Annotated in this window: 18 protein-coding genes and 1 tRNA gene; 4 read left to right on the forward strand and 15 right to left on the reverse strand. The window is 70.7% G+C overall.

All coding sequences use genetic code 11. The features are described 5' to 3' along the window. Positions 1–56 precede the first annotated feature (56 nt). Entirely contained in the window at positions 57–545 is a 489-nt protein-coding gene (locus ACK4LS_RS04695; protein ID WP_409713890.1) for an Lrp/AsnC family transcriptional regulator, read from the reverse strand. 80 nt (positions 546–625) lie between these two features. Between ACK4LS_RS04695 and ACK4LS_RS04700 the strand changes: the two genes are divergently transcribed. The 3 genes from ACK4LS_RS04700 to ACK4LS_RS04710 all read left to right on the forward strand — a co-directional run bounded on the left by ACK4LS_RS04700 (position 626) and on the right by ACK4LS_RS04710 (position 4465). Beyond that, complete coding sequence (locus tag ACK4LS_RS04700) at positions 626–1558, forward strand: EamA family transporter (protein ID WP_409713893.1); 933 nt, start codon at positions 626–628, stop codon at positions 1556–1558. A gap of 97 nt (positions 1559–1655) precedes the next feature. After that, complete coding sequence (locus tag ACK4LS_RS04705) at positions 1656–3245, forward strand: molybdopterin-dependent oxidoreductase (protein WP_409713896.1); 1590 nt, start codon at positions 1656–1658, stop codon at positions 3243–3245. Positions 3246–3364: 119 nt separating this feature from the next. Then, positions 3365–4465, forward strand: a complete 1101-nt coding sequence (locus tag ACK4LS_RS04710) for an ATP-binding protein (protein ID WP_409713899.1) — start codon at positions 3365–3367, stop codon at positions 4463–4465. Positions 4466–4495: 30 nt separating this feature from the next. On the opposite strand, the gene ACK4LS_RS04715 is transcribed toward ACK4LS_RS04710, so the two are convergent. The 13 genes from ACK4LS_RS04715 to ACK4LS_RS04775 form a co-directional block, all read right to left on the reverse strand. Continuing rightward, positions 4496–5074, reverse strand: coding sequence for an isochorismatase family protein (locus tag ACK4LS_RS04715; protein WP_409713902.1), 579 nt, complete (start codon positions 5072–5074; stop codon positions 4496–4498). 46 nt (positions 5075–5120) lie between these two features. Beyond that, a complete protein-coding gene (locus ACK4LS_RS04720; protein ID WP_409713905.1) occupies positions 5121–5516 on the reverse strand; it encodes a hypothetical protein in 396 nt (131 codons plus the stop codon). A gap of 229 nt (positions 5517–5745) precedes the next feature. Next, positions 5746–5818 (reverse strand) — tRNA-Thr (locus ACK4LS_RS04725). A 65-nt stretch (positions 5819–5883) separates the two neighbouring features. Beyond that, positions 5884–6555 (reverse strand): deoxyribose-phosphate aldolase, encoded by a 672-nt coding sequence (deoC, locus tag ACK4LS_RS04730; RefSeq protein WP_409713908.1) that lies wholly within the window; start codon positions 6553–6555, stop codon positions 5884–5886. Positions 6556–6617: 62 nt separating this feature from the next. Next, on the reverse strand, positions 6618–8129 hold the full coding sequence (locus ACK4LS_RS04735) for an alpha/beta hydrolase (RefSeq protein WP_409713996.1): 1512 nt from the start codon (positions 8127–8129) through the stop codon (positions 6618–6620). A gap of 53 nt (positions 8130–8182) precedes the next feature. Continuing rightward, positions 8183–9361 (reverse strand): DNA polymerase III subunit delta', encoded by a 1179-nt coding sequence (locus tag ACK4LS_RS04740; RefSeq protein WP_409713911.1) that lies wholly within the window; start codon positions 9359–9361, stop codon positions 8183–8185. A gap of 194 nt (positions 9362–9555) precedes the next feature. Further along, on the reverse strand, positions 9556–10230 hold the full coding sequence (gene tmk, locus ACK4LS_RS04745; RefSeq protein ID WP_409713914.1) for a dTMP kinase: 675 nt from the start codon (positions 10228–10230) through the stop codon (positions 9556–9558). Next, a complete protein-coding gene (gene topA, locus ACK4LS_RS04750; RefSeq protein WP_409713917.1) occupies positions 10227–12935 on the reverse strand; it encodes a type I DNA topoisomerase in 2709 nt (902 codons plus the stop codon). The genes tmk and topA overlap by 4 nt, the downstream gene beginning before the upstream one ends. Before the next feature lie 60 nt (positions 12936–12995). Further along, complete coding sequence (locus ACK4LS_RS04755) at positions 12996–13325, reverse strand: Rv3654c family TadE-like protein (protein WP_409713920.1); 330 nt, start codon at positions 13323–13325, stop codon at positions 12996–12998. Next, on the reverse strand, positions 13325–13687 hold the full coding sequence (locus ACK4LS_RS04760; protein WP_409713923.1) for a TadE/TadG family type IV pilus assembly protein: 363 nt from the start codon (positions 13685–13687) through the stop codon (positions 13325–13327). Before ACK4LS_RS04760 ends, ACK4LS_RS04755 begins: the two co-directional genes overlap by 1 nt. Next, positions 13684–13932 carry a DUF4244 domain-containing protein gene (locus ACK4LS_RS04765; RefSeq protein ID WP_409713999.1) on the reverse strand — a complete coding sequence of 83 codons (249 nt, stop codon included), beginning with the start codon at positions 13930–13932 and terminating at the stop codon, positions 13684–13686. The genes ACK4LS_RS04760 and ACK4LS_RS04765 overlap by 4 nt, the downstream gene beginning before the upstream one ends. 242 nt (positions 13933–14174) lie before the next feature. After that, positions 14175–15059, reverse strand: coding sequence for a type II secretion system F family protein (locus tag ACK4LS_RS04770; RefSeq protein WP_409713926.1), 885 nt, complete (start codon positions 15057–15059; stop codon positions 14175–14177). Next, positions 15056–16144 carry a TadA family conjugal transfer-associated ATPase gene (locus ACK4LS_RS04775; protein WP_409713929.1) on the reverse strand — a complete coding sequence of 363 codons (1089 nt, stop codon included), beginning with the start codon at positions 16142–16144 and terminating at the stop codon, positions 15056–15058. Before ACK4LS_RS04775 ends, ACK4LS_RS04770 begins: the two co-directional genes overlap by 4 nt. Positions 16145–16571: 427 nt before the next feature. Between ACK4LS_RS04775 and acs the strand changes: the two genes are divergently transcribed. Further along, on the forward strand, positions 16572–18545 hold the full coding sequence (acs, locus tag ACK4LS_RS04780; protein ID WP_409713932.1) for an acetate--CoA ligase: 1974 nt from the start codon (positions 16572–16574) through the stop codon (positions 18543–18545). Between the two features lie 217 nt (positions 18546–18762). On the opposite strand, the gene ACK4LS_RS04785 is transcribed toward acs, so the two are convergent. Continuing rightward, positions 18763–19161, reverse strand: a complete 399-nt coding sequence (locus ACK4LS_RS04785) for a VOC family protein (protein WP_409713935.1) — start codon at positions 19159–19161, stop codon at positions 18763–18765. Between the last annotated feature and the right edge of the window lie 76 nt (positions 19162–19237).

Genomic DNA, 19237 nt, shown 5'->3' on the forward strand with positions numbered 1-19237 from the left:
GATCCCGAGGGCCGACCACCACGGCGGGCGCCGTCGAGGCGGCCCGCGAGGGTGCCTCAGCTCGAGCGACGGATGCCGCCGGCGTGAACCGGCAACGGCGACAGGGGCTTGGTGACCCCGAACGCGAACGTCGTGTCGATCGATGACAGCGACGGGATCGCCCGCAGGTGCTCGCGCAGCAGGGCCTCGTACGCCTCGAAGTCGGGCGTCACGATCCGCACCAGGTAGTCCCAGTCGCCCGCGAGCAGGTGCGCCTCGACGATCTGCGGGATCGCGCGCAGCCGTTCCTCCACGGCATCCACCGTGGCCCCCTCGTGCGAGGCGAGGCGCAGGCGCACGAAGGCCGTGATCTCCAGGTCGACCGCCGTGGGCGAGACGACGGCGCGATAGCCCGCGATCACACCTGCCTCCTCGAGCCGTCGCACGCGCCGTAGGCACGGAGAGGGCGACAGACCGACGCGGTCGGCGAGGTCTTGATTCGTCAGCCGGCCGTCTCGCTGCAGCTCGGCGAGGATGAGGCGGTCGATGGCGTCGAGTGTCTGCACGCAGCAGATTCTGCCAACGACGCGGGTCCCAGGGCAATTTTCGCAATCGTCTGCGCCGTCGCTCTTCCTACGCTGACGGGGTGACCGCGCTCGTCGTCCCCCGCCCCGCCGCGCCGCCTCGCCGTACGGTGGTCGGCGTCGCCGCGGTGATCGCGGTCGTGTGCCTGTGGTCGTCGTTCGCCCTGTCGACCCGGGCCCTCGAGACGGCCGGACTCACGACGGGGGATGCCGCGATCGTTCGCTTCGCCGTCCCCGCTCTCGTGCTCGCCCCCTGGATCCCACGGACCCTCCGCCGCCTGCGCGGTGAGCGACCGGTCGTGCTGGCCCTCGTGCTGCTCGCGGGCCTGCCCCACTTCGTGCTCTTCGCCGGGGGCGCGCATCTGACCTCGGCGGCGCTGACGGGGCTGCTCGTCCCCGGCACCGTGCCCCTCTTCGTCACCGCCCTGCTGTTCCTGCGGGCGCGGCGCAGGATCTCGCGCCGGCGCCTCTTCGCCCTCGGCGCGATCGTCGCCGGGGTCGCGGCGAGTGCGCTGCTCATCGGCGGACCGGTGGGCCCGGGCGGAATCACCGTGCTGCTCGCGGCGGGACTGGTGTGGGCCGTCTACACGATCGCCCTCGCCCGCACGCGACTCGACCCGGTCGGGGTGATCGTGATCGTGTCGCTCACCTCCGTGGTCGCCGCCCTCGCTTTCGCCGCAACGGGCGTCCTCCCCTCGCACCTGTTCACCGGTGGCGTCGACCTCCCCGCTTGGGGGGCCTACGCCCTCGTGCAGGGCGTCGGGACGGGCCTGCTCTCGACCGGGTGCTACGTCGTCGCGGTGAAGAACCTGGGCGGGAGCATCCCCGCCGCCGCCGGGGCGCTCAGCCCCGTGCTCACAGCCGTGGTGGCCGTCCCCTTGCTGGGAGAGCCCCTCAGCGCCGGGCTCCTGGTCGCGCTCGCCCTCATCGTCTCGGGCGTGGCGGGGTTCGCCCTCGCGCCCGCCGATACCGAGGCCCGCCCGGGCGTACGCTGACGGCATCCGGTCGGCCCGTCGGCATCCGATCCCCCGTCCGCTCCGAAGACATACCGAGGTGGATCGCGCTCGCGCGACCCCGGGAACGAGGGATGCCATGACGACCGACACCGCGGCCCAGACCGAGACGACACGGAAGACCCGCAAACCGCACGCGTGGCTGTGGGCGGCTCTCGCGGGGATCGTGTCGGCCGCGGCCCTGCTCGCCGTCGCCGAACTCTTCGCGGCCCTGGTGGCGCGCTCGGCGAGCCCCGTGCTGGCCGTCGGATCGTTCATCGTCGACATCGTCCCGCGCCCCCTCAAAGAGCTCGCGATCACGCTGTTCGGCGAGACCGACAAGATTGCCCTTCTCGCCGGCGTCGGCCTCGGCGCGGCCGTCGCGGCCGCTGTGGCCGGCGTTCTGCAGTACCGGTTCCGTCCCGTGGGCGCGGTGCTGCTCGGCATCGGCGGCGCTCTCGCGACCGCGGCGATCATCACGCGCGCCGGGGCGGGCGCCCTCGCATGGCTTCCCCCGCTTCTGGGTACCGCCGCGGGCATCGTGGTGCTGGTCTTCAGCATCGCGCGTCTGAAGCGATGGGTCTCCGCGGCCGAGGCCCGCGACGCCGAAGCGGTCGGGACGGGTCGCCGCCAGTTCCTGCTCTTCACCGGACTGACCGCCGTCGGCGCCGTGGTCGTCGGCGTCGGCTCGCGCATCCTCAACGCCACCACCGCCTCGGTGGCCGCGGCGCGCGATGCCCTCCGGCTGCCCGCCGCCCGCTCCACCGTCACGGTCCCCGAGGGCGCCGACTGGGACATCGACGGCCTGAGCCCGATCATCACCCCGAACGGCGACTTCTACCGCGTCGACACCGCGCTCACCGTCCCCAACGTCGATCCGACGTCGTGGCGCCTGCAGATCGACGGCATGGTCGACACCCCCGTCGAACTGAGCTTCGACGACCTCGTGAACATGGGCCTCGACGAGTACGGCGTGACCCTCACGTGCGTCTCGAACGAGGTCGGCGGCGGTCTCGTCGGCAACGCCATCTGGACCGGTGTCCCCATCCGCGACGTCCTGCGCATGGCGGGGGTCCAGGGCGACGCCGACATGGTGTTGTCCGAGAGCGTCGACGGGTACACGGCATCCACTCCCCTGTCGTCGTTGACCGATGACAACCTCGACGCGATCTTCGCGGTCGCGATGAACGGCGAGCCGCTTCCCTTCGAGCACGGCTTCCCCGTGCGCATGGTGGTCCCCGGCCTGTACGGCTACGTGTCGGCGACCAAGTGGGTCACCAAGCTCACCGTCACCCGCTTCGATGAGGCCGAGGCCTACTGGACGCCCCGCGGATACGCGGCCCAGGCGCCGATCAAGATGTCGTCGCGCGTGGACACGCCCAAGATCGGCACGCCGGTCGCCGCGGGGACCGTGGTCATCGCGGGTATGGCGTGGGCGCAGCCCGTGGGCGTCGCCAAGGTCGAGGTGAGCATCGACGACGGCGACTGGCAGGAGACGCAGCTCTCGACGCCGATCAACGACCAGTCGTGGGTGCAGTGGCGTCTGGAGTGGACCGCCGACGCGGGGTCTCACTACATCTCCGTGCGGGCGACGGATAAGCAGGGCAACGTGCAGATCCAGGATCAGGCGCCCATCGCCCCCGACGGCTCGAGCGGATGGCAGCGCACGCTGGTCACCGTCTCGTCGTGACCGCGAGCGGGGTGGAAGCCGCGATGTCAATCGCTGTTCATCGCCCCGCGCCGCCGTCATGATCGACACATGCCTTCAGCAAGCATCACGAACCCGCCCGGTGCCGCCGCATGACCACGATGCCCGATGAACCGGACGTTGTCCGCGACCGCCCCGGGGCGGTCTCCGACCATCCCCTGACCAGCATCCGCCGCTCCATCCCGCGCGACTGGGATGAGCAGGTGGATCTGTTCGCCATCGTCAAACTCGACAGCGGCGGCTTCGTTCGCGGCTGGAACCTCGGCGCCGAACTCATCAAGGGCTACCCCGAGGCCGACATCATCGGCTCGCACTTCTCGCGCTTCTACCGAGAAGACGCCCGACGTCGCGGTGTGCCCGATCAGCTGCTCGCCGCCGCCCAGCGCGACGGCCACGTCGAAGACACCGGGTGGCGCGTTCGCAGCGACGGCACGGAGTTCTGGGCACGCGTGACGATCTCGGCGATCCGCAACGATCAGGGGCAGGTGCTCGGGTTCGTCAAGATCGTTCGCGATCTGACGTCCGAGAAGCAGGCCGCCGATGAGCGGGCGGCGCTGCAACGCACCTTCGCCCACGACCTGCTCTCCCCCGTCACCGCGCTGCGAGGGTATCTCGATCTCCTGGCCGAGGAGCTTCCCCCCGACCACCGCCTGCTCCGGCTGGCCGAGGAAGCCGGCGACCACATCGTCGCCATGGCCCAGGCGCTCATGGCCGACGTCGACGCGGCATCCGAACGCGGGCGGCGCCTCACGACTCTCGACCTCATCGCCCGGGGCGCGGTGGCGCTCGTGCTGCCGGGCGATCTCGGTCGCGTCCACTTCGGTCAGATGGATGCCGTCCCGGTGCAGTGCGACGTGCTGGGCCTGCGCCGTGCGATCGCGAACGTCCTCGAGAACGCGGCGAAGTACTCCGACGACGTCATCGAGATCGACGCCTTCGAAACCGACGAGGGCGCCGCCGTCCGCGTGCGTGATCACGGTCGCGGCATCCACCCCGACGACCTCTCCTCGATCACCCAGGAGGGCCGGCGCGGCCGCTACGCCGTGTCGTCCGACGGCGGGCGCGGCATCGGCCTGGCCAGCGTGCACCGCATCGTGTCGGAGCACGGTGGCACCCTGCGCATCAGCAGCGTCCCCGGCGAGGGCACCAGCGTGACGCTGACGATCCCCCGCGCCGACGACGAAGCCGATCCCGTCGTCTGACGGGCCGGCCGGCGTCTCCGACCTTCCGGCTCAGTCCGCCGCGTGCGCCAGCTCGGCGCCGGCGGTCTCGATCTCGCGCAGCGCCGCGGCGCTGGAGTCGGGGTGCACGCCCGCGATGAGGTCGGTGAACACGCGCACACGACGCCCCGCCGCCACCGCGTCGAGGCTCGACGCGCGCACGCAGTAGTCGGTCGCGATGCCGACGATGTCGATGTGACGGATGCCGTGGGCCTCGAGGATCTGCGCGGCCGTCTCGCCCCCGTCGGAGACGCCCTCGAACAGCGAGTAGGCGGGCTTGCCCTGCCCCTTCTTGAGGTGGTGGGTGACGCGGGAGGTGTCGAAGACCTCGTCGTAGTCGGCCCCGTAGGTCCCCGCGACGCAGTGCACCGGCCAGCTGTCGACGAAATCGGGATCGGGAGAGAAGTGCCCGCCGTTGTCGTCGTCGCCGTGGTGCCAGTCGCGCGACGCCACGATCACCGCATAATCGTCGGCGTGCTCGTCGAGGTATCGCGAGATGCGCGCGGCCACGGCGTCACCGCCCTCGACCCCGAGGGCTCCGCGCTCGGTGAAATCGTTCTGGACGTCGACGATGAACAGGGCCCGGCTCATGCTCCGAGCCTACGCGCGTCGGCATCCGGGTGCCCCGCCCACGAAGTCAGCCGCGCGCGAAGAGCAGGACGATCGAGGCGACGAACGCCACGACGCCGAGGGCGAGCACACCCGCGGCGAGCAGCGAGACGAAGCGGACGACGGGCGAGGAACGCGTCAAGCGCATGCGGTGCGCGCTGCCGCGCCGGTAGAAGATGTCGGCCATGTCGGCGGGACCGACCTTGGCGTCGTCGTGCGCCGAGAGGGGTGCTTCGTTGACGCCGCCCTGGTCGTCGAACCACCGGACGACGCGCCCGTCTCCGACGTGCTCCACGACCGCGCGCGTCGGCATCCAGGTTCCATCCAGCAGGAGCAGGAAGACCGCGGCGAAGGCCAGCAGCAACCCGCCCCCGAGACCGACCCACGTGAAGATCTCGATGAGGGCATCGAGGGCGTTCGACACGGGAACTCCTGCGGGTGGCGGATGAAGGGCGGCTCCGCGGGACGGCGGACCAGGGGTGGAGTCAGCCTATCGGGCGGCGCGGGACTCCCCTCGTGGGCTCGCACGCGCGGGACGCGGCGACGTCGGGGAGACCGGTGGAGCCGGACCGGGGATGGCGCAACGGCGGGCCGGCGGCATCCGGGGGTCTAAAAAAGGCCCCCACCCGGTGGAAGCGGGTGAGGGCCTTCGGAGCCGCCTAAGGGAATCGAACCCTTGACCTATTCATTACGAGTGAATCGCTCTGCCGTCTGAGCTAAGGCGGCATGTGCTCGCTGTGGCGTGCACGATCATCGATCTTACATGCTCCAGCGGGCTTCGCGGAACGCGCTCAGTAGTCGCCGGTGGCGGAGCGGTCGGCGAGGATGTCACGGCTCGACGACAGGCCCAGCCGGGTGGCGCCCGCGGCGATCATCTCCTCGGCGGCGGCGCGCGTGCGCACACCTCCGGAGGCCTTGACCTCGGCGCGGTCGCCGACCGTGCGCTTCATCAGCTGGACGGCGTGCACGGTGGCTCCTCCGGCGGGGTGGAAGCCCGTCGAGGTCTTGACGAAGTCCGCCCCGGCGGCGACGGCCGCCTCGCACACGGCCACGATCGCCTCGTCGGGCAGCGCCGCCGACTCGATGATGACCTTGAGCACGGTGGGGGCCGGAGCTGCAGCGCGCACCGCGCGGATTTCGGCCTCGACGATCTCGTAGCGGCCCTCGATGGCGGCACCGATGTCGATGACCATGTCGATCTCGTCGGCGCCCTGGGCGACCGACAGCGCCGCCTCGGCGGCCTTGACCTCGGCGTGGTGCTTGCCGCTCGGGAAGCCGCACACGACCGCGAGCTTCACACCCTCGGGGAGGGCGACGGGCAGGAACGACGGCGAGAGGCAGACGCTGTAGGTGCCGAGCTCGGCACCTTCGGCGATGACGCGCTCCACGTCGGCGCGGGTGGCCTCGGGCTTGAGCAGCGTGTGGTCGATGTAGCTCGCCAGGTCGGCGACGGGCGCGGTCATAGGGGTCTCCTCGGGGTGTGACGTGTCAAGCCTAGGCGGGCGGGGAGCCGGCGGTGGCGGAGCTATTCGCAGCGGAGGTCGGCGGCGGGGACGGTTCCGTCGACGAGGTAGTCGTCGACGGCGCTGTTCACGCAGTCGTTCCCCTTGTTGTAGGCGAGGTGACCCTCTCCCACATAGGTCACCAGGACACCTTGCGAGAGCTGACCCGCGAGGGCCTGCGCCTCGGCGTAGGGCGTCGCCGGATCGCCGGTGGTGCCCAGAACCACGATGGGCGGCGAGCCCGGTGCGGTGATGACGCCGGGCGTGCCCGTCGGGGGCGCGGTCCACGCCGCGCACGCGTCGGGCCCCACCCAGTAGGGAGCGACGACGGGGGCTTTCTGCGCCAGCTCCTGTTCGACGGCCGCTTGGTCGGCCTCATCTTCACGCGGGTTGTCGACGCAGTTGTAGGCGCGCAGGGCCTGCATCGTGTTGTCGCTGTACTGGCCGTCGACCCGACCGTTGTAGAAGTCGGCGAGCTGGAAGGCCACCGACGGGTCGCCGTTCTGCACGTCGACGAGGGCGACCCGCAGGTAGGGCCAGCTCTGGTCGCTGTAGAGCGCCGCGACGATCGATGTGAGCAGGGTGTCGGCGCCGAGCTGTCGTCCGTCGGCGTTGGTGAGCGGGCGCGCATCGGCGCGCTCGAGGAGCGACGACACATCGGCCATCGCGTCGTCGACCGACCCTGAGAACGGACAGTCCGAGGTCGTCAGGCAATCGGCGGCGAAGGCGCGCAGCGCGTTCTCGAACCCCACGGCCTGGGCGATTCCGCTCTCGCTACCGTCGAGGCTCGGGTCGATCCCGCCGTCGAGCACCATGCGTCCGACCCGGTCCGGGAAGAGCCCGGCATAGGTCGCCCCGAGGAGCGAGCCGTAGGAGAAGCCCAGGTAATTCAGCTTCGCGTCACCCAGCACGGCCCGAAGCAGGTCCATGTCGCGCGCGGCGTTCTCAGTCGAGATGTAGGGAAGCAGCCCGTCGCTGCCGGCTTCGCACGCCTGCGCGAAGTCCGCCTGGCGCTGCTCGAGGGCTGCGTTGCGCTCCTCGCTGCCGCGGTCGCCCGGTGGGACGTCGTAGAGGTACGCATCCATGCCGGCGGCGTCGTAGCAGGACACCGCCGACGACTGGCCGACACCGCGGGGATCGAATCCGATCACGTCGTAGGAGCGGGTGAGCGTCTCGTCCGCGACGAGCGAGAGCGAATCGCGCACGGTGTCGACGCCGCTCACTCCGGGACCACCGGGGTTGGTCAGCAGAGAGCCCAGGGGCTCCCCCGACGTGGCCCGGTGTCGGATGACCGCGAGCTGCAGGTCGCCCGCGGAGGGGTCCGCGTAATCGCGGGGTGCGGTGACGGTGGCGCAGTCGAAGCCGGCACCCCCGCACGCCGCCCAGGTGAGGGTCTGACCGTAATAGGGCAGGAGCGCGGCATCGATGCCCTCGGTCTGCGGTGCGAGGGAGCGCCCGCCGTCGGGGGCCATGGGCGGGATCTGCGCATAGAGGCAGCCCGAGAGCGAGAGGGCGAGACCGGCGATGCCCGCCATCGCGGCGACGAGCCGACGCCGGACGCTCCCCCGCTCGCGGGGGCCGCGCACACTCACGGGGTGGATCCGTTCGCCACGGTGATCATGAGACTCTCCAAGGCCAGCAGGGGTGCGGCGTTCTGTTCGAGGTTGCGACGGGTGACCGAGATGCGGTCGAGCACCCCCAGCGTTCGGGCGGGTGTCCACTGCGCGGCGAGGGCGCGGAGGGTATCGAGGCGTTCGCTGTTGACGAGGTCGCCCTCTCGCCCGTACTGGATCATCACCACGTCGCGGAAGAGCGACTGGAGATCGGTGAGCACGCGGTCGATGCCGTCGCGCAGGCTGCGGGTGGCGCGCCGCTTCTGGTCGTCTTCGAGCGCATTCACCTGACCCCGCACGGAGGGGGGAACGGCCGCTCCCTCGGCGACGCCGAGCATGCGCAGCAGCGAACGTCGCTCCTCCTCGTCGCGCGTGGCGGTCAGGGCCTTGGCATCGTCGGTGGCCAGGCGCACGATGCGCCCCGCGACCTCCACGGCGTCGCCGATCCCGCGCACAGCCAGAACGGCGGCGAGCGTCTCCGCCCGGCGGCCGCGCGCGTCGTCGTCGGTGGCGAGGCGCTGGGCCATGCCGATGTGCCGCTGCGCATGGCGCGCGGACTCCTCGGCCACGTCGGGGGCGACGCCCGTCCGCTCGACGATGAGGTCGGCGACGTCGGCGACCGAGGGCTCGCGCAGCCGTAATACCCGCACGCGCGAGCGGATGGTCGGCAGCAGATCGGCGTCGCTGGGCGCGCAGAGCACCCACACCGTCTTCTCAGGCGGTTCCTCCAGCGCCTTGAGCAGCACGTTGGAGGTGCGCTCGGCCATGCGGTCGGCATCTTCGACGACGATGACGCGATGTCGGCCGAGCGAGGGCGCGAAGGAAGCCCGTTCGACGAGTCGGCGGGCCTCGTCGATGCGGATGACGACCTGCTCAGTGCGCAGCGCCGTGAGGTCGGGGTGGGTGCGGGCGAGCACCTGATGCTGCGCGCGCTCGTCGCCGGGGTCGGCGATCAGCGCGGCGGCGAACGCGTAGGCGAGGGTGGATCGGCCCGAACCGGGCGGTCCGGTGATGAGCCACGCGTGTGCGAGCGCGGCCGGGTCGGACGCCGCGTGCCGCAGGGCCTCGACCGCCTCGCTCTGCCCCCACACGGCATCCCACGGGAAGGGCGCCGCACCGGCGGTTCGCGGAGACGGCTCGAGCGTGACGGACATGCGTTCAACCCTAATCCCGGGGTGCGACACGACCGCGGGCCGAGCCTGTGGATGAGCTGCCGGGCCGGGGCCCGACCCATGGATGCCGCGGCCGCGCGCCCGCATCGACGCCCGGTCGGGAGGTGAGGCACGGGCCGCCCCGCCCCGCCCCGCGGGCGGCGATGACGCCGACCTGGGTGCGAGGCGGGCCGCCCTCAGGCCAGGCGCTGTTCGACGGCGTCGCGCACGCGGGCGGCCAGCACGTCGGGCGCCTCGGTCGCGTCGAGCACGAGGAATCGCTCCGGTTCGCGGTCGGCCAGCGCGAGGAAACCCGCCCTCACGCGCGCGTGGAAGTCGCTTTTCTCGGCCTCGAGCCGGTCGAACGGCTTGTCGTCGGCGTCGAGGCGACGCCGCGCGGCATCCGGGTCGAGGTCGAGCAGCACCGTCAGATCGGGAAGCAGCCCGTCGGTGGCCCAGAGTGACAACGCACGCACGTCGTCGGCATCGAGCACCCGTCCCGCCCCCTGATAGGCGACGGAGGAGTCGAGATATCGATCCTGGATGACGACGTCACCGCGCGCGATCGCCGGCTGCACCACGGTCTCGATGTGGTGAGCTCGGTCGGCGGCGTAGAGCAGGGCCTCGGCGCGCGCCGCGATGTGCCCACGATGGTGCAGCACGATGTCGCGGATCCGGACGCCGACCTCGGTGCCACCGGGCTCGCGCGTGCGGACCGTGGCGCGACCCTTCTCGGTGAGCCACCGCTCGAGCAGCGAGGCCTGGGTCGTCTTGCCCGCGCCGTCGCCGCCCTCGAAGGTCACGAAGAGCCCGGGTCCCCCGGCCGTGGACGCCCGAGGGGCGTGCAGCGGCCGGGGAAGCTCGGCGGTCACGACTTCTTCGCCGGGGCCTTGCGGGTGGTCGTGGTCTTGCGCGCGGGGGCCTTCTTGGGCGCCGGCCCCTTCGCCCGCTTGTCGGCGATCAGCTCGACGGCGCGCTCGAAGGTGATCTCCAGGGCGTTCTCACCGCGCGGGACCGTGGCGTTCGTCTCGCCGTCGGTGACGTAGGGGCCGAAACGGCCGTCCTTGAGCTTGAGCGGTTTGCCGCTGACAGGGTCGGCGTCGAACTCCTTGAGCGCGCTCGACGCACGACGGGCGCCGTACTTCGGCTCCGCGTACTTGGCGAGCGCCTCTTCGAGAGTGACGTCGAAGATCTGCTGCTCACTGTCGAGCGATCGCGAATCCGTGCCCTTCTTCAAGTAGGGGCCGAAGCGACCGTTCTGCGCAGTGATCTCCGCTCCGGTCTCGGGGTCGAGACCCACGACACGCGGGAGGGACAGCAGTTGCAGAGCGGTGTCGAGATCGATCGTGTCGACCGACATCGACCGGAACAGCGACGCCGTGCGGGGCTTGGGCGCCGCTTCTTTCTTGGCCCCGCGCTTCTTGGGCTGCTCGACGACTTCGCCCGTGGCCTGATCGACCTCTTCGGGCTCCTCGGCGTCGACCTCTTGCACGTAGGGACCGAAGCGGCCGTCTTTGACGACGACGAGCTTGCCGTTCTCGGGGTTCTCCCCCAGCACGCGATCGCCCGCGACCGGGGCGTCGATGAGCTCCTGTGCCTTCTCCGGCGTCAGCTCGTCGGGAGCCAGGTCTTCGGGGATGTTGACGATGCGCGGCTTTGCCTCGGCGTCGGCTGCGGGGTCGGTGACCTCGAGGTACGGGCCGTACTTGCCGAAGCGGAGCGTGGCGGTGTCGGTGATGCGCGTGGAGTTGAGCTCGCGTGCGTCGATCTCACCGAGGTTGTCGACGATGTGTCGCAGGCCCACCTGCTTCTCCGAGCCGAAGTAGAACGACTTGAGCCACTCGGTGCGGCGCTGCTCTCCACGCGCGATGGCGTCGAGGTCGTCTTCCAGGGCGGCCGTGAAGTCGTAGTCGACCAGGTCGGCGAAGTGCTCCTCGAGCAGACGCACGACGCTGAACGCGAGCCAGCTCGGCACCAGGGCCTGACCGCGCTTGGTGACGTATCCGCGGTCGAGGATGACGCCGATGATGCTCGCGAAGGTGGAGGGACGGCCGATGCCTTTCTCCTCGAGCGCCTTGACCAGGCTCGCCTCGGTGTAGCGGGGCTTGGGCGAGGTGCTGTGCCCCTTCGGCTCGACATCGCTCATCGCGAGCTCGTCGCCCACCGACACGGCCGGCAGCGACTGGTCGGCGTCGTCATCGTTGCGCTTCTCGTCGGCGCCCTCCTCGTATGCCTCGAGGAAGCCCTTGAACGTGTAGACGGTGCCGGAGGCCGTGAACTCCGCGACCTGCTTCTCTGCCTGCACGGTGAGGGTGACGGTGGTCGTCTCGTACTTGGCATCCGACATCTGGCTGGCGACCGTGCGCTTCCAGATGAGGTCGTAGAGCTTCTGCTCGTCGCGGTCGAGCGAAGACGCCAGCGACGCAGGCGTGCGGAACTCCTCGCCCGAGGGACGGATGGCCTCGTGCGCCTCCTGCGCGTTCTTCGACTTGCTCTTGTAGACGCGCGGGTTGGCGGGGACCGCCTTGTCGCCGTAGAGCTTGACGGCCTGCGCGCGAGCAGCCGAGACGGCCTGACCCGAGAGGGCGACCGAGTCGGTACGCATATAGGTGATGAAGCCCTTCTCGTACAGACGCTGCGCGACGCCCATGGCGTGCTTCGCGCTCATCGAGAGCTTGCGGCCGGCCTCCTGCTGCATCGTGGAAGTCGTGAAGGGGGCGCGAGGGCTGCGGGTTCCGGGCTTGGCCTCGACCTTGGCGACCGTGGCGCGGCCGGCGGCGGTGATGGCGTCGGCGAGGGTACGCGCTGCGGCTTCGTCGAGGACGACGACGGCCTTCTTGAGCTTTCCGTTGTCGTCGTAGTCGCCACCGCGGGCGATGGGCGCACCGTCGAGACGGTTCAAGCGCGTGGTGAAGGAGGAGCCGGACTGGGATGCCAGTGCCTCCACGTCCCAGTACGACGCCGACACGAAGGCCATGCGCTCGCGCTCGCGCTCGACGACCATGCGGGTCGCGGCGGACTGCACGCGGCCGGCACTGAGTGCCGTGCCCTCGCGACCGGAGCCGACCTTGCGCCAGAGGACCGGGGAGACGTCCCAGCCGTAGAGACGGTCGAGCACGCGTCGGGTCTCCTGCGCGTCGACGAGCGACTCGTCGAGCTCGCGGGTGTGGTTGACCGCGTCGCGGATGGCGTCCTTGGTGATCTCGTGGAACACCATTCGGCGCACGGGGACCTTGGGCTTGAGCACCTCGCGAAGGTGCCACGCGATGGCCTCGCCCTCGCGGTCACCATCAGTGGCGAGCAGGACTTCATCGGCCGTCTTGAGGGCCCGCTTGAGCTCGGCAACCGTCTTCGTCTTGCGGTCGTTGACCACGTAGAAGGGGTCGAAGTCGTTCTCGACGTCGATGGAGTACTTGCCGTACGCCGCCTTCTTGTCGGCCGGGATCTCCTTCTTCGACGCGAGGTCTCGGATGTGACCGACCGAGCTGAGCACCTCGTAGTCGTCGCCGAGGTATCCCTGGATCGACTTCATCTTCGTCGGGGACTCGACGATGACGAGCTTCTTTCCGTTTGCCACTGGGGTCCTTTCGTCGATGCACACCATACACACGCCTCCCTGTTCGGGTTCCGGGAGGTCCTACGGGCTCGAGAGATCGGGGGGTCCGGCCCGTGAGCGCGCATCGAATGGAATCCCACCGTACGCCCCAGCGACGGTGACCGTGGCGACGAGGCCGTCCAGGCGACATTCGCGAAGGCCCGCGCCCGCTGCCCTCGCGACCCGCTCCGCGGCCTCGCAGGGGTAGCCGGGCACCGCGCCGCTGAGGGTGTCGGCCGCCGCGAGTGCCGCGGCGTCCGCCGTCCCCGCGAGGCGCTGAGCCGCCACGGCCGCCGCCCCCAGAGCGCCGACCGTCACGACGAGCGCGGCCAGGACGGAGACGACGCCCACCGTCGAGACGGTGCCGGCCATCAGCGTCCTCCATCGAGAGCGCAGGCCCGTACGGCGATCGGGGGAAACGGCAGGGGAACCGGCAGGGGCGTCGTCGCGGACGCGGACACGCACACCACCCCGTCACCCCGATTCGTCGACATCGTGCCGCCCGCCTCAGCGACGGCGGCGACGGCGCGGGTCTCGTCCCCACGACCGAGAAGGCGAGCGGCCTCGGTCGCCCCGTGCTGCAGGCGTACCGAGCTCGCCGCGGTTGCTGACACGCCGACGCCGAGGAGGAGCACCAGGATGACGGCGGGGAGGGTCACGGCGAACTCCGCCGCGACCGCTCCTCGTTCGTCCAAGCGGGCCAGTCCGAACGCGTGAGCGATGATCCGTCTCATTGCACGGTCAGGGCGCGGCGGACGAGGTCGGTGAGGATGCCGCGCACCTCGTCGCTGCGCATGATGACGACGAGGAGCCCCGCGAAAGCGACCGCGGCCATGGTGGCGATCGCGTACTCGGCGGTGGCGGCGCCGCGCTCGTCGAGGAGAAGGCGGCGGGCACCGAGAGAGGTGAGGGGCGGAAGCGCTTCGGCCGAGGGCAGGGCGAGTGGCACGGTGCGAGCGAAACGGCGGGGGCGGGGGATGTTCACGGGGTTCTCCTTCTGGGGTGGACGGATGTGGTCGATGGGCGCGGGTCGCGCGCAGACGCCCGGCTGGGGGCTCGGAAAAGAGGCCAGGGTGGCGGCGGGCAGGGTGGTCGAGGGGGCGCGGGACCTGGGCGACGTTGGCGGAGCACGGCTCGGGCGGCGACACTCCGCTTCGCGGCCGGGAAGACGCCGACTGCGCCGGCGGGTGGGGTGCCGGGGTGTGCACGCTTCGCCCGCTCTCATGGCACGAAGCCTGATCGGAGCAGTCCCAGCATCAGCGGCGCGACCGCGAGTACGAGGAACGCCGGGAGCGTGCAGACCCCGAGGGGGATGAGAAGTCGCGTCGACAGCCGCGCCGCCGCCTCACGGCCCTCGGTGCGGGCACGGTGGCGCGCCGACCACGCGTCGGCGCGCAGCAGCTCCGCGGCCGGGACGCCCGCGCGTGCCGCGAGGTCGAGGGTCGCGTCGACGGGCGACGACCCCGCCGGGGCCACGGCATCCGATCCCGCCGTGATCGCCGCCCGCGCTCGATCCGCCGATGCCCCGGCCGACAGGGCGACCGCCCATAGCTCCGCCTCGAGCCCCGGGACCCTGGGCGGCGGCTGGGCCGAGCGGATGAGGCGCCGGCACCAGATCCGCGAGATGACGATGAGCGCCGCTCCCCCCGCCAGGCAGAGTCGTCCGACCGGGTCGCCGAACAGGGTCGCAAGCGTGTCGAAGCCCAGGATCGCCCCGAGGGGGATTCCGCCGACGGGGAGCCAGGCAAGGAGGCGCGCGGTCGCGGCCGGCTCCGCCAGCGCCACGGTCACCTCTGCCGAGACCTCCGACGCCTCGCGCAGGGCGACGGCGACGGTTCGCAGCGTCTCCGCGAGCGGCGCGCCGGTCTCGACCGCCACCGCGTAGACCGCGGCGATGTCGGGCCATGAGCCGCCCGCGGCGCGAAGCACCGCGGCGACGTCTCCGCCTCGGTCCGCCGCGGCGGAGGCGGACCGCAGCGTCGGATCGCCGCCCGCCGCGAGGTGCTGCCAGGCGAGTGCCGGGGAGGCACCCCCGCTCAGGAGGACCGCGAGGCGCATCACGACCGAAAAGGGGTCTTCTCCCGCCGCCGCGGGGGATCGCCTCATGTCCACTCCTCCGGCTGGATATGCAGGCGTCCGCCCTCAACGACCGGCCGCCCCCACCCTGTGACCCGTCGGCCGTTCGTTGTCCGTTCGAGATGGAGCACGACGCCGATCGCGCTCGCGCTCTGGCGCGCTGTGCTGACGGCATCCATTCCCGCCAGCGCGCAGAGAGCCTCGAGCCGGGCGGCGACATCGACGAGGCTGCTCGCGTGCAGGGTGCCGGCGCCTCCGTCGTGCCCGGTGTTCAGGGCCATGAGGAGGTCGCGGACCTCTTCTCCGCGGCATTCGCCCAGCACGAGCCGGTCGGGCCGCATGCGCAGCGCTTCGCGCACGAGGCGGGACAGCGGGATACCGCCCGCCCCCTCGATGTTCGCCTGCCGCGCCTCGAGCGCGACGTGATGCGGATGGGCGGGCCGCAGCTCGGCGACCTCCTCGATGGTCACGATGCGTTCGACGGGTGGGACCCCGGCGAGGAGGGCTGCGAGCAGCGTCGTCTTACCGGCCCCCGTCGAACCTGCGATCAGGATGTTCTCCCGGCGCTCGACGAGGTCTTCGAGCCGACCGCGTTGGGAGGCGGTGAACATTCCCGCGCGCTCCAGGACCGCCAGGTCGGGGGCGGCCCATCGAGGTACCCGGATCGAGACACTCGTTCCACTGACCGCGACCGGGGCCAGCACGGCGTGCACACGGACGCCGCCCTCGAGCCGCACGTCGACGCAGGGCGAGGCGTCGTCGAGATGCCGGCCGCCGAGCGCGATGAGCCGCACGGCGAGGCGTCGCACCTCCGTCTCGCTCGCCCTCCAGGACCGCACGCGTTCGATGCCCTCACCGCGATCGACGAACAGACCCCGGTCGCCGTTGACGAACAGGTCGGTGACCGCGGGATCGTCGACGAAGGGACGCAGGAACGCGAGCGCCGGGTCGCTCCACGCTGAGGTCGTCGCGAGGGGCTGCGAGGGACGCTGTTCCGCGAGCGGATCGGCGCCGGGCGCTCGGGCCGGGTGGGTCCTCGACCTCGGAGGGAATGCCACCGGGCCGGGAGTCCCGTCCACAGATCCGGCACCCGGGAAGGAGATGAGCGACGACATGACGACGACGGTAGGGAATCGTCGGCTTCTGACGCGGCGTTCGCGACCGGTCTGTGGACCAGGACGGGAAGTCGGCGGGTGGGGAGGAGCGCCGCGCCGGGGAACCGGCGAGAGAAGCGCTCTCCGAAAAAAGAAGGGGCGGCATCCCTACAGTGGGGGGCGAGGGATGCCGCCGCGCGCCGGGGGAAAATTGGGGGGCTCCCCCCGACACGGTTGCCGGAAGCGATGTTCGGGCGTTCCTAAGATTACGCGCGGACCTGAGCCGAACCAACTCATGCGTCTTATTCATCGCGATATATCACCTGTTTCCCATGAAGGCGGATGCCAACTATCGGAGGTGGCTCCTTCGCGGGGGCCTCGCTAGCGTGACCCGAGTACGACGCCGCGCATCGCCGCGGGCGAGACGTGAACGCGAAGGAGCGCCGCGATGAGCAGCCAGATCGACCACCTTCTGAACGAGACCCGGCGGTTCGCCCCGTCGGCTGCATTCGCCGGGAACGCCGTCGCCGACCGCCGCCTTTACGAGCGTGCGGCCGCCGACCGGGAGGGGTTCTGGGCCGACCAGGCCCGCGAACTTCATTGGCACACGCCTTTCTCGACGGTGTTGGACTGGTCGAAGCCGCCATTCGCCGAATGGTTCGCCGACGGCGAGCTCAATGTCGCCTACAACTGCCTCGACCGACACGTCGAAGCCGGTAACGGCGACCGCATCGCCCTCCGGTGGGAGGGCGAGCCGGGCGACCAGCGCAACGTCACCTACGCCGAGCTGACCGACGAGGTCAAGCGGCTCGCGAACGTTCTCACCGACCTGGGCGTCGAGCAGGGCGATCGCGTGGCGCTGTATCTGCCGATGATTCCGGAGGCCATCGCGTCCATGCTCGCCGTGGCCCGCATCGGTGCGGTGCACTCCGTCGTCTTCGGGGGATTCTCGGCCGACAGTCTTCGCGCGCGCATCGATGACGCCGGGGCGAAGGTCGTCATCACCGCCGACGGCGGGTGGCGCAAAGGCAAGGTTTCGCCCCTGAAGCCCGCGGTGGACCAGGCACTCGCCGACCGCAATGGATCCGGCATCCAGGAGACCGTCGAACACGTGCTGGTGGTCAAGCGCGGTGAGAACGAGGTGGAGTGGACCGACGACCGCGACATCTGGTGGCACGACGTCGTCCCGCAGGCCTCCGTCGAGCACGAGGCCCGGGCGTTCCCCGCCGAGACGCCCCTGTTCATCCTCTACACCTCCGGCACGACGGGGAAGCCGAAGGGCATCCTGCACACCTCGGGCGGCTACCTGACGCAGGCGGCGTTCACGAATCGCGTGGTGCACGACGTGCACCCCGAAACCGACGTGTATTGGTGCACCGCGGACATCGGGTGGATCACCGGTCACACCTACGTCACCTACGGCCCGCTCGCCAATGGGGCGACGCAGCTCCTCTACGAGGGTACCCCCGACACCCCGCATCCGGGACGCTGGTGGGAGCTCATCCAGAACCACGGTGTCACGGTGTTCTACACCGCGCCCACCGCGATCCGTTCGTTCATGAAGATCGGCCGTGACGTACCGCAGAGCTTCGACCTGTCGTCGCTGCGCCTGCTCGGCTCGGTCGGCGAACCCATCAACCCCGAGGCCTGGGTCTGGTACCGCGAGATCATCGGCGCCGACGAGGCGCCGATCGTCGACACGTGGTGGCAGACCGAGACCGGCGCGATCATGATCTCGGCCCTGCCCGGGGTCACCGAGACCAAGCCCGGCTCAGCGCAGGTCCCGGTGCCCGGTATCTCGATCGCCGTGGTCGACGACAGCGGTGAGCCGGTCGGCAACGGCAGCGGCGGCCTTCTGGTGGTGACCGAGCCCTGGCCGAGCATGCTGCGCGGCATCTGGGGCGACCCCGACCGCTACCGCGAGACGTACTGGGAGAAGTTCGCCGACAAGGGCTACTACTTCGCCGGCGACGGCGCGCGTCTCGATGACGACGGCGACGTGTGGCTGCTGGGTCGCGTCGACGACGTGATGAACGTCTCGGGACACCGGCTCTCGACCGCCGAGATCGAGTCCGCGCTCGTCGGCCACGAGGGCGTCGCCGAAGCGGCCGTGGTGGGGGCCTCCGACGAGACGACGGGGCAGGCGGTGGTGGCCTTCGTGATCATCAAGAGCCGCTATCTGAAGCAGAACCCCGTCGAGGGACTCGGCGACGAATTGCGCAAGTGGGTGGGCGAGCAGATCGGCCCGATCGCGCGCCCCCGCGACGTCTACATCGTCGGGGAGCTGCCGAAGACCCGCTCGGGCAAGATCATGCGGCGCCTCCTCCGCGATGTGGCGGAGGGCCGCGACGTCGGCGACACGACGACACTCGCCGACACGATGGTCATGAGCACGATCAAGGGTCAGGTCGTCAAGAAGTAGTGCCGTCCCCTTCCCCCCCCGTCGTCACCTTCGCTCGTTGAACATCTCGGTGTTCACGACCGCTGGCGACGACGAGTCTTCGACGTGGCTGCCACGGGGCCGTTCCGCCGGAGGCGAGGCGTCCGGTGATCCGCCGTAGCCTGCCCGTGTCCGCTCGTGCGCCTCATGGCCCAGCGCGGGCAACGGGCAGGGTTGCGGCGGTCCTCCGGGTGGCTGATCAGCGGCCGGCGAACCGCGCCTTCGCATCGTCGGTGTGGGGGGCGTACAGGTTGACGCGGTTGCCGTCCGGATCGGCGAGCATCATCGCCCGATTCCCCCAGGGCATCGTGGTGGGCTCTTGCAGCACCGGCACCCGGTCGCCGAGGCGGATGCGCTCCTGATCGACATCCTCGACCTGGAATTCGAGGATCGCGCTGGTGTTGGCTGCGACGGTCAGGCCCGTGCCGGGAAAAAGAGGAAGCGTGGCGTCACCCCCGATCGCGAGGGCTCCAGCGTCGGTGACCAGCTCGGCGAACACCGGATTGGGACGCTGGAAGCTGGCACGGGTGACGAGCTCGTAGAACTCCACCAGTTCATCGAGGCGGCTGGTGAGCAGGCGGATGGAAGCGAGTTTCATGGGTGTCCAATCGGCGAAGAGGCGTGCGGCGACAATCCCGAACAATATCAGGCACCTGATATTATCGGGACGACGA

Origin of the sequence: Microbacterium sp. (assembly GCF_046295495.1) — a bacterium.
GTDB lineage: Bacteria > Actinomycetota > Actinomycetes > Actinomycetales > Microbacteriaceae > Microbacterium.

Bases quoted from the DNA above. Each gene is read 5' to 3' on its own strand.
- ACK4LS_RS04705 (WP_409713896.1), top strand. From the start codon at position 1,656: ATGACGACCGACACCGCGGCCCAGACCGAGACGACACGGAAGACCCGC.
- ACK4LS_RS04710 (WP_409713899.1), top strand. From the start codon at position 3,365: ATGCCCGATGAACCGGACGTTGTCCGCGACCGCCCCGGGGCGGTCTCC.
- ACK4LS_RS04715 (WP_409713902.1), bottom strand. From the start codon at position 5,074: ATGAGCCGGGCCCTGTTCATCGTCGACGTCCAGAACGATTTCACCGAG.
- deoC (WP_409713908.1), bottom strand. From the start codon at position 6,555: ATGACCGCGCCCGTCGCCGACCTGGCGAGCTACATCGACCACACGCTG.
- ACK4LS_RS04735 (WP_409713996.1), bottom strand. From the start codon at position 8,129: ATGGCGGGCATCGCCGGTCTCGCCCTCTCGCTCTCGGGCTGCCTCTAT.
- ACK4LS_RS04740 (WP_409713911.1), bottom strand. From the start codon at position 9,361: ATGTCCGTCACGCTCGAGCCGTCTCCGCGAACCGCCGGTGCGGCGCCC.
- ACK4LS_RS04755 (WP_409713920.1), bottom strand. From the start codon at position 13,325: ATGGCCGGCACCGTCTCGACGGTGGGCGTCGTCTCCGTCCTGGCCGCG.
- ACK4LS_RS04760 (WP_409713923.1), bottom strand. From the start codon at position 13,687: ATGAGACGGATCATCGCTCACGCGTTCGGACTGGCCCGCTTGGACGAA.
- ACK4LS_RS04770 (WP_409713926.1), bottom strand. From the start codon at position 15,059: ATGAGGCGATCCCCCGCGGCGGCGGGAGAAGACCCCTTTTCGGTCGTG.
- ACK4LS_RS04775 (WP_409713929.1), bottom strand. From the start codon at position 16,144: ATGTCGTCGCTCATCTCCTTCCCGGGTGCCGGATCTGTGGACGGGACT.
- acs (WP_409713932.1), top strand. From the start codon at position 16,572: ATGAGCAGCCAGATCGACCACCTTCTGAACGAGACCCGGCGGTTCGCC.
- ACK4LS_RS04785 (WP_409713935.1), bottom strand. From the start codon at position 19,161: ATGAAACTCGCTTCCATCCGCCTGCTCACCAGCCGCCTCGATGAACTG.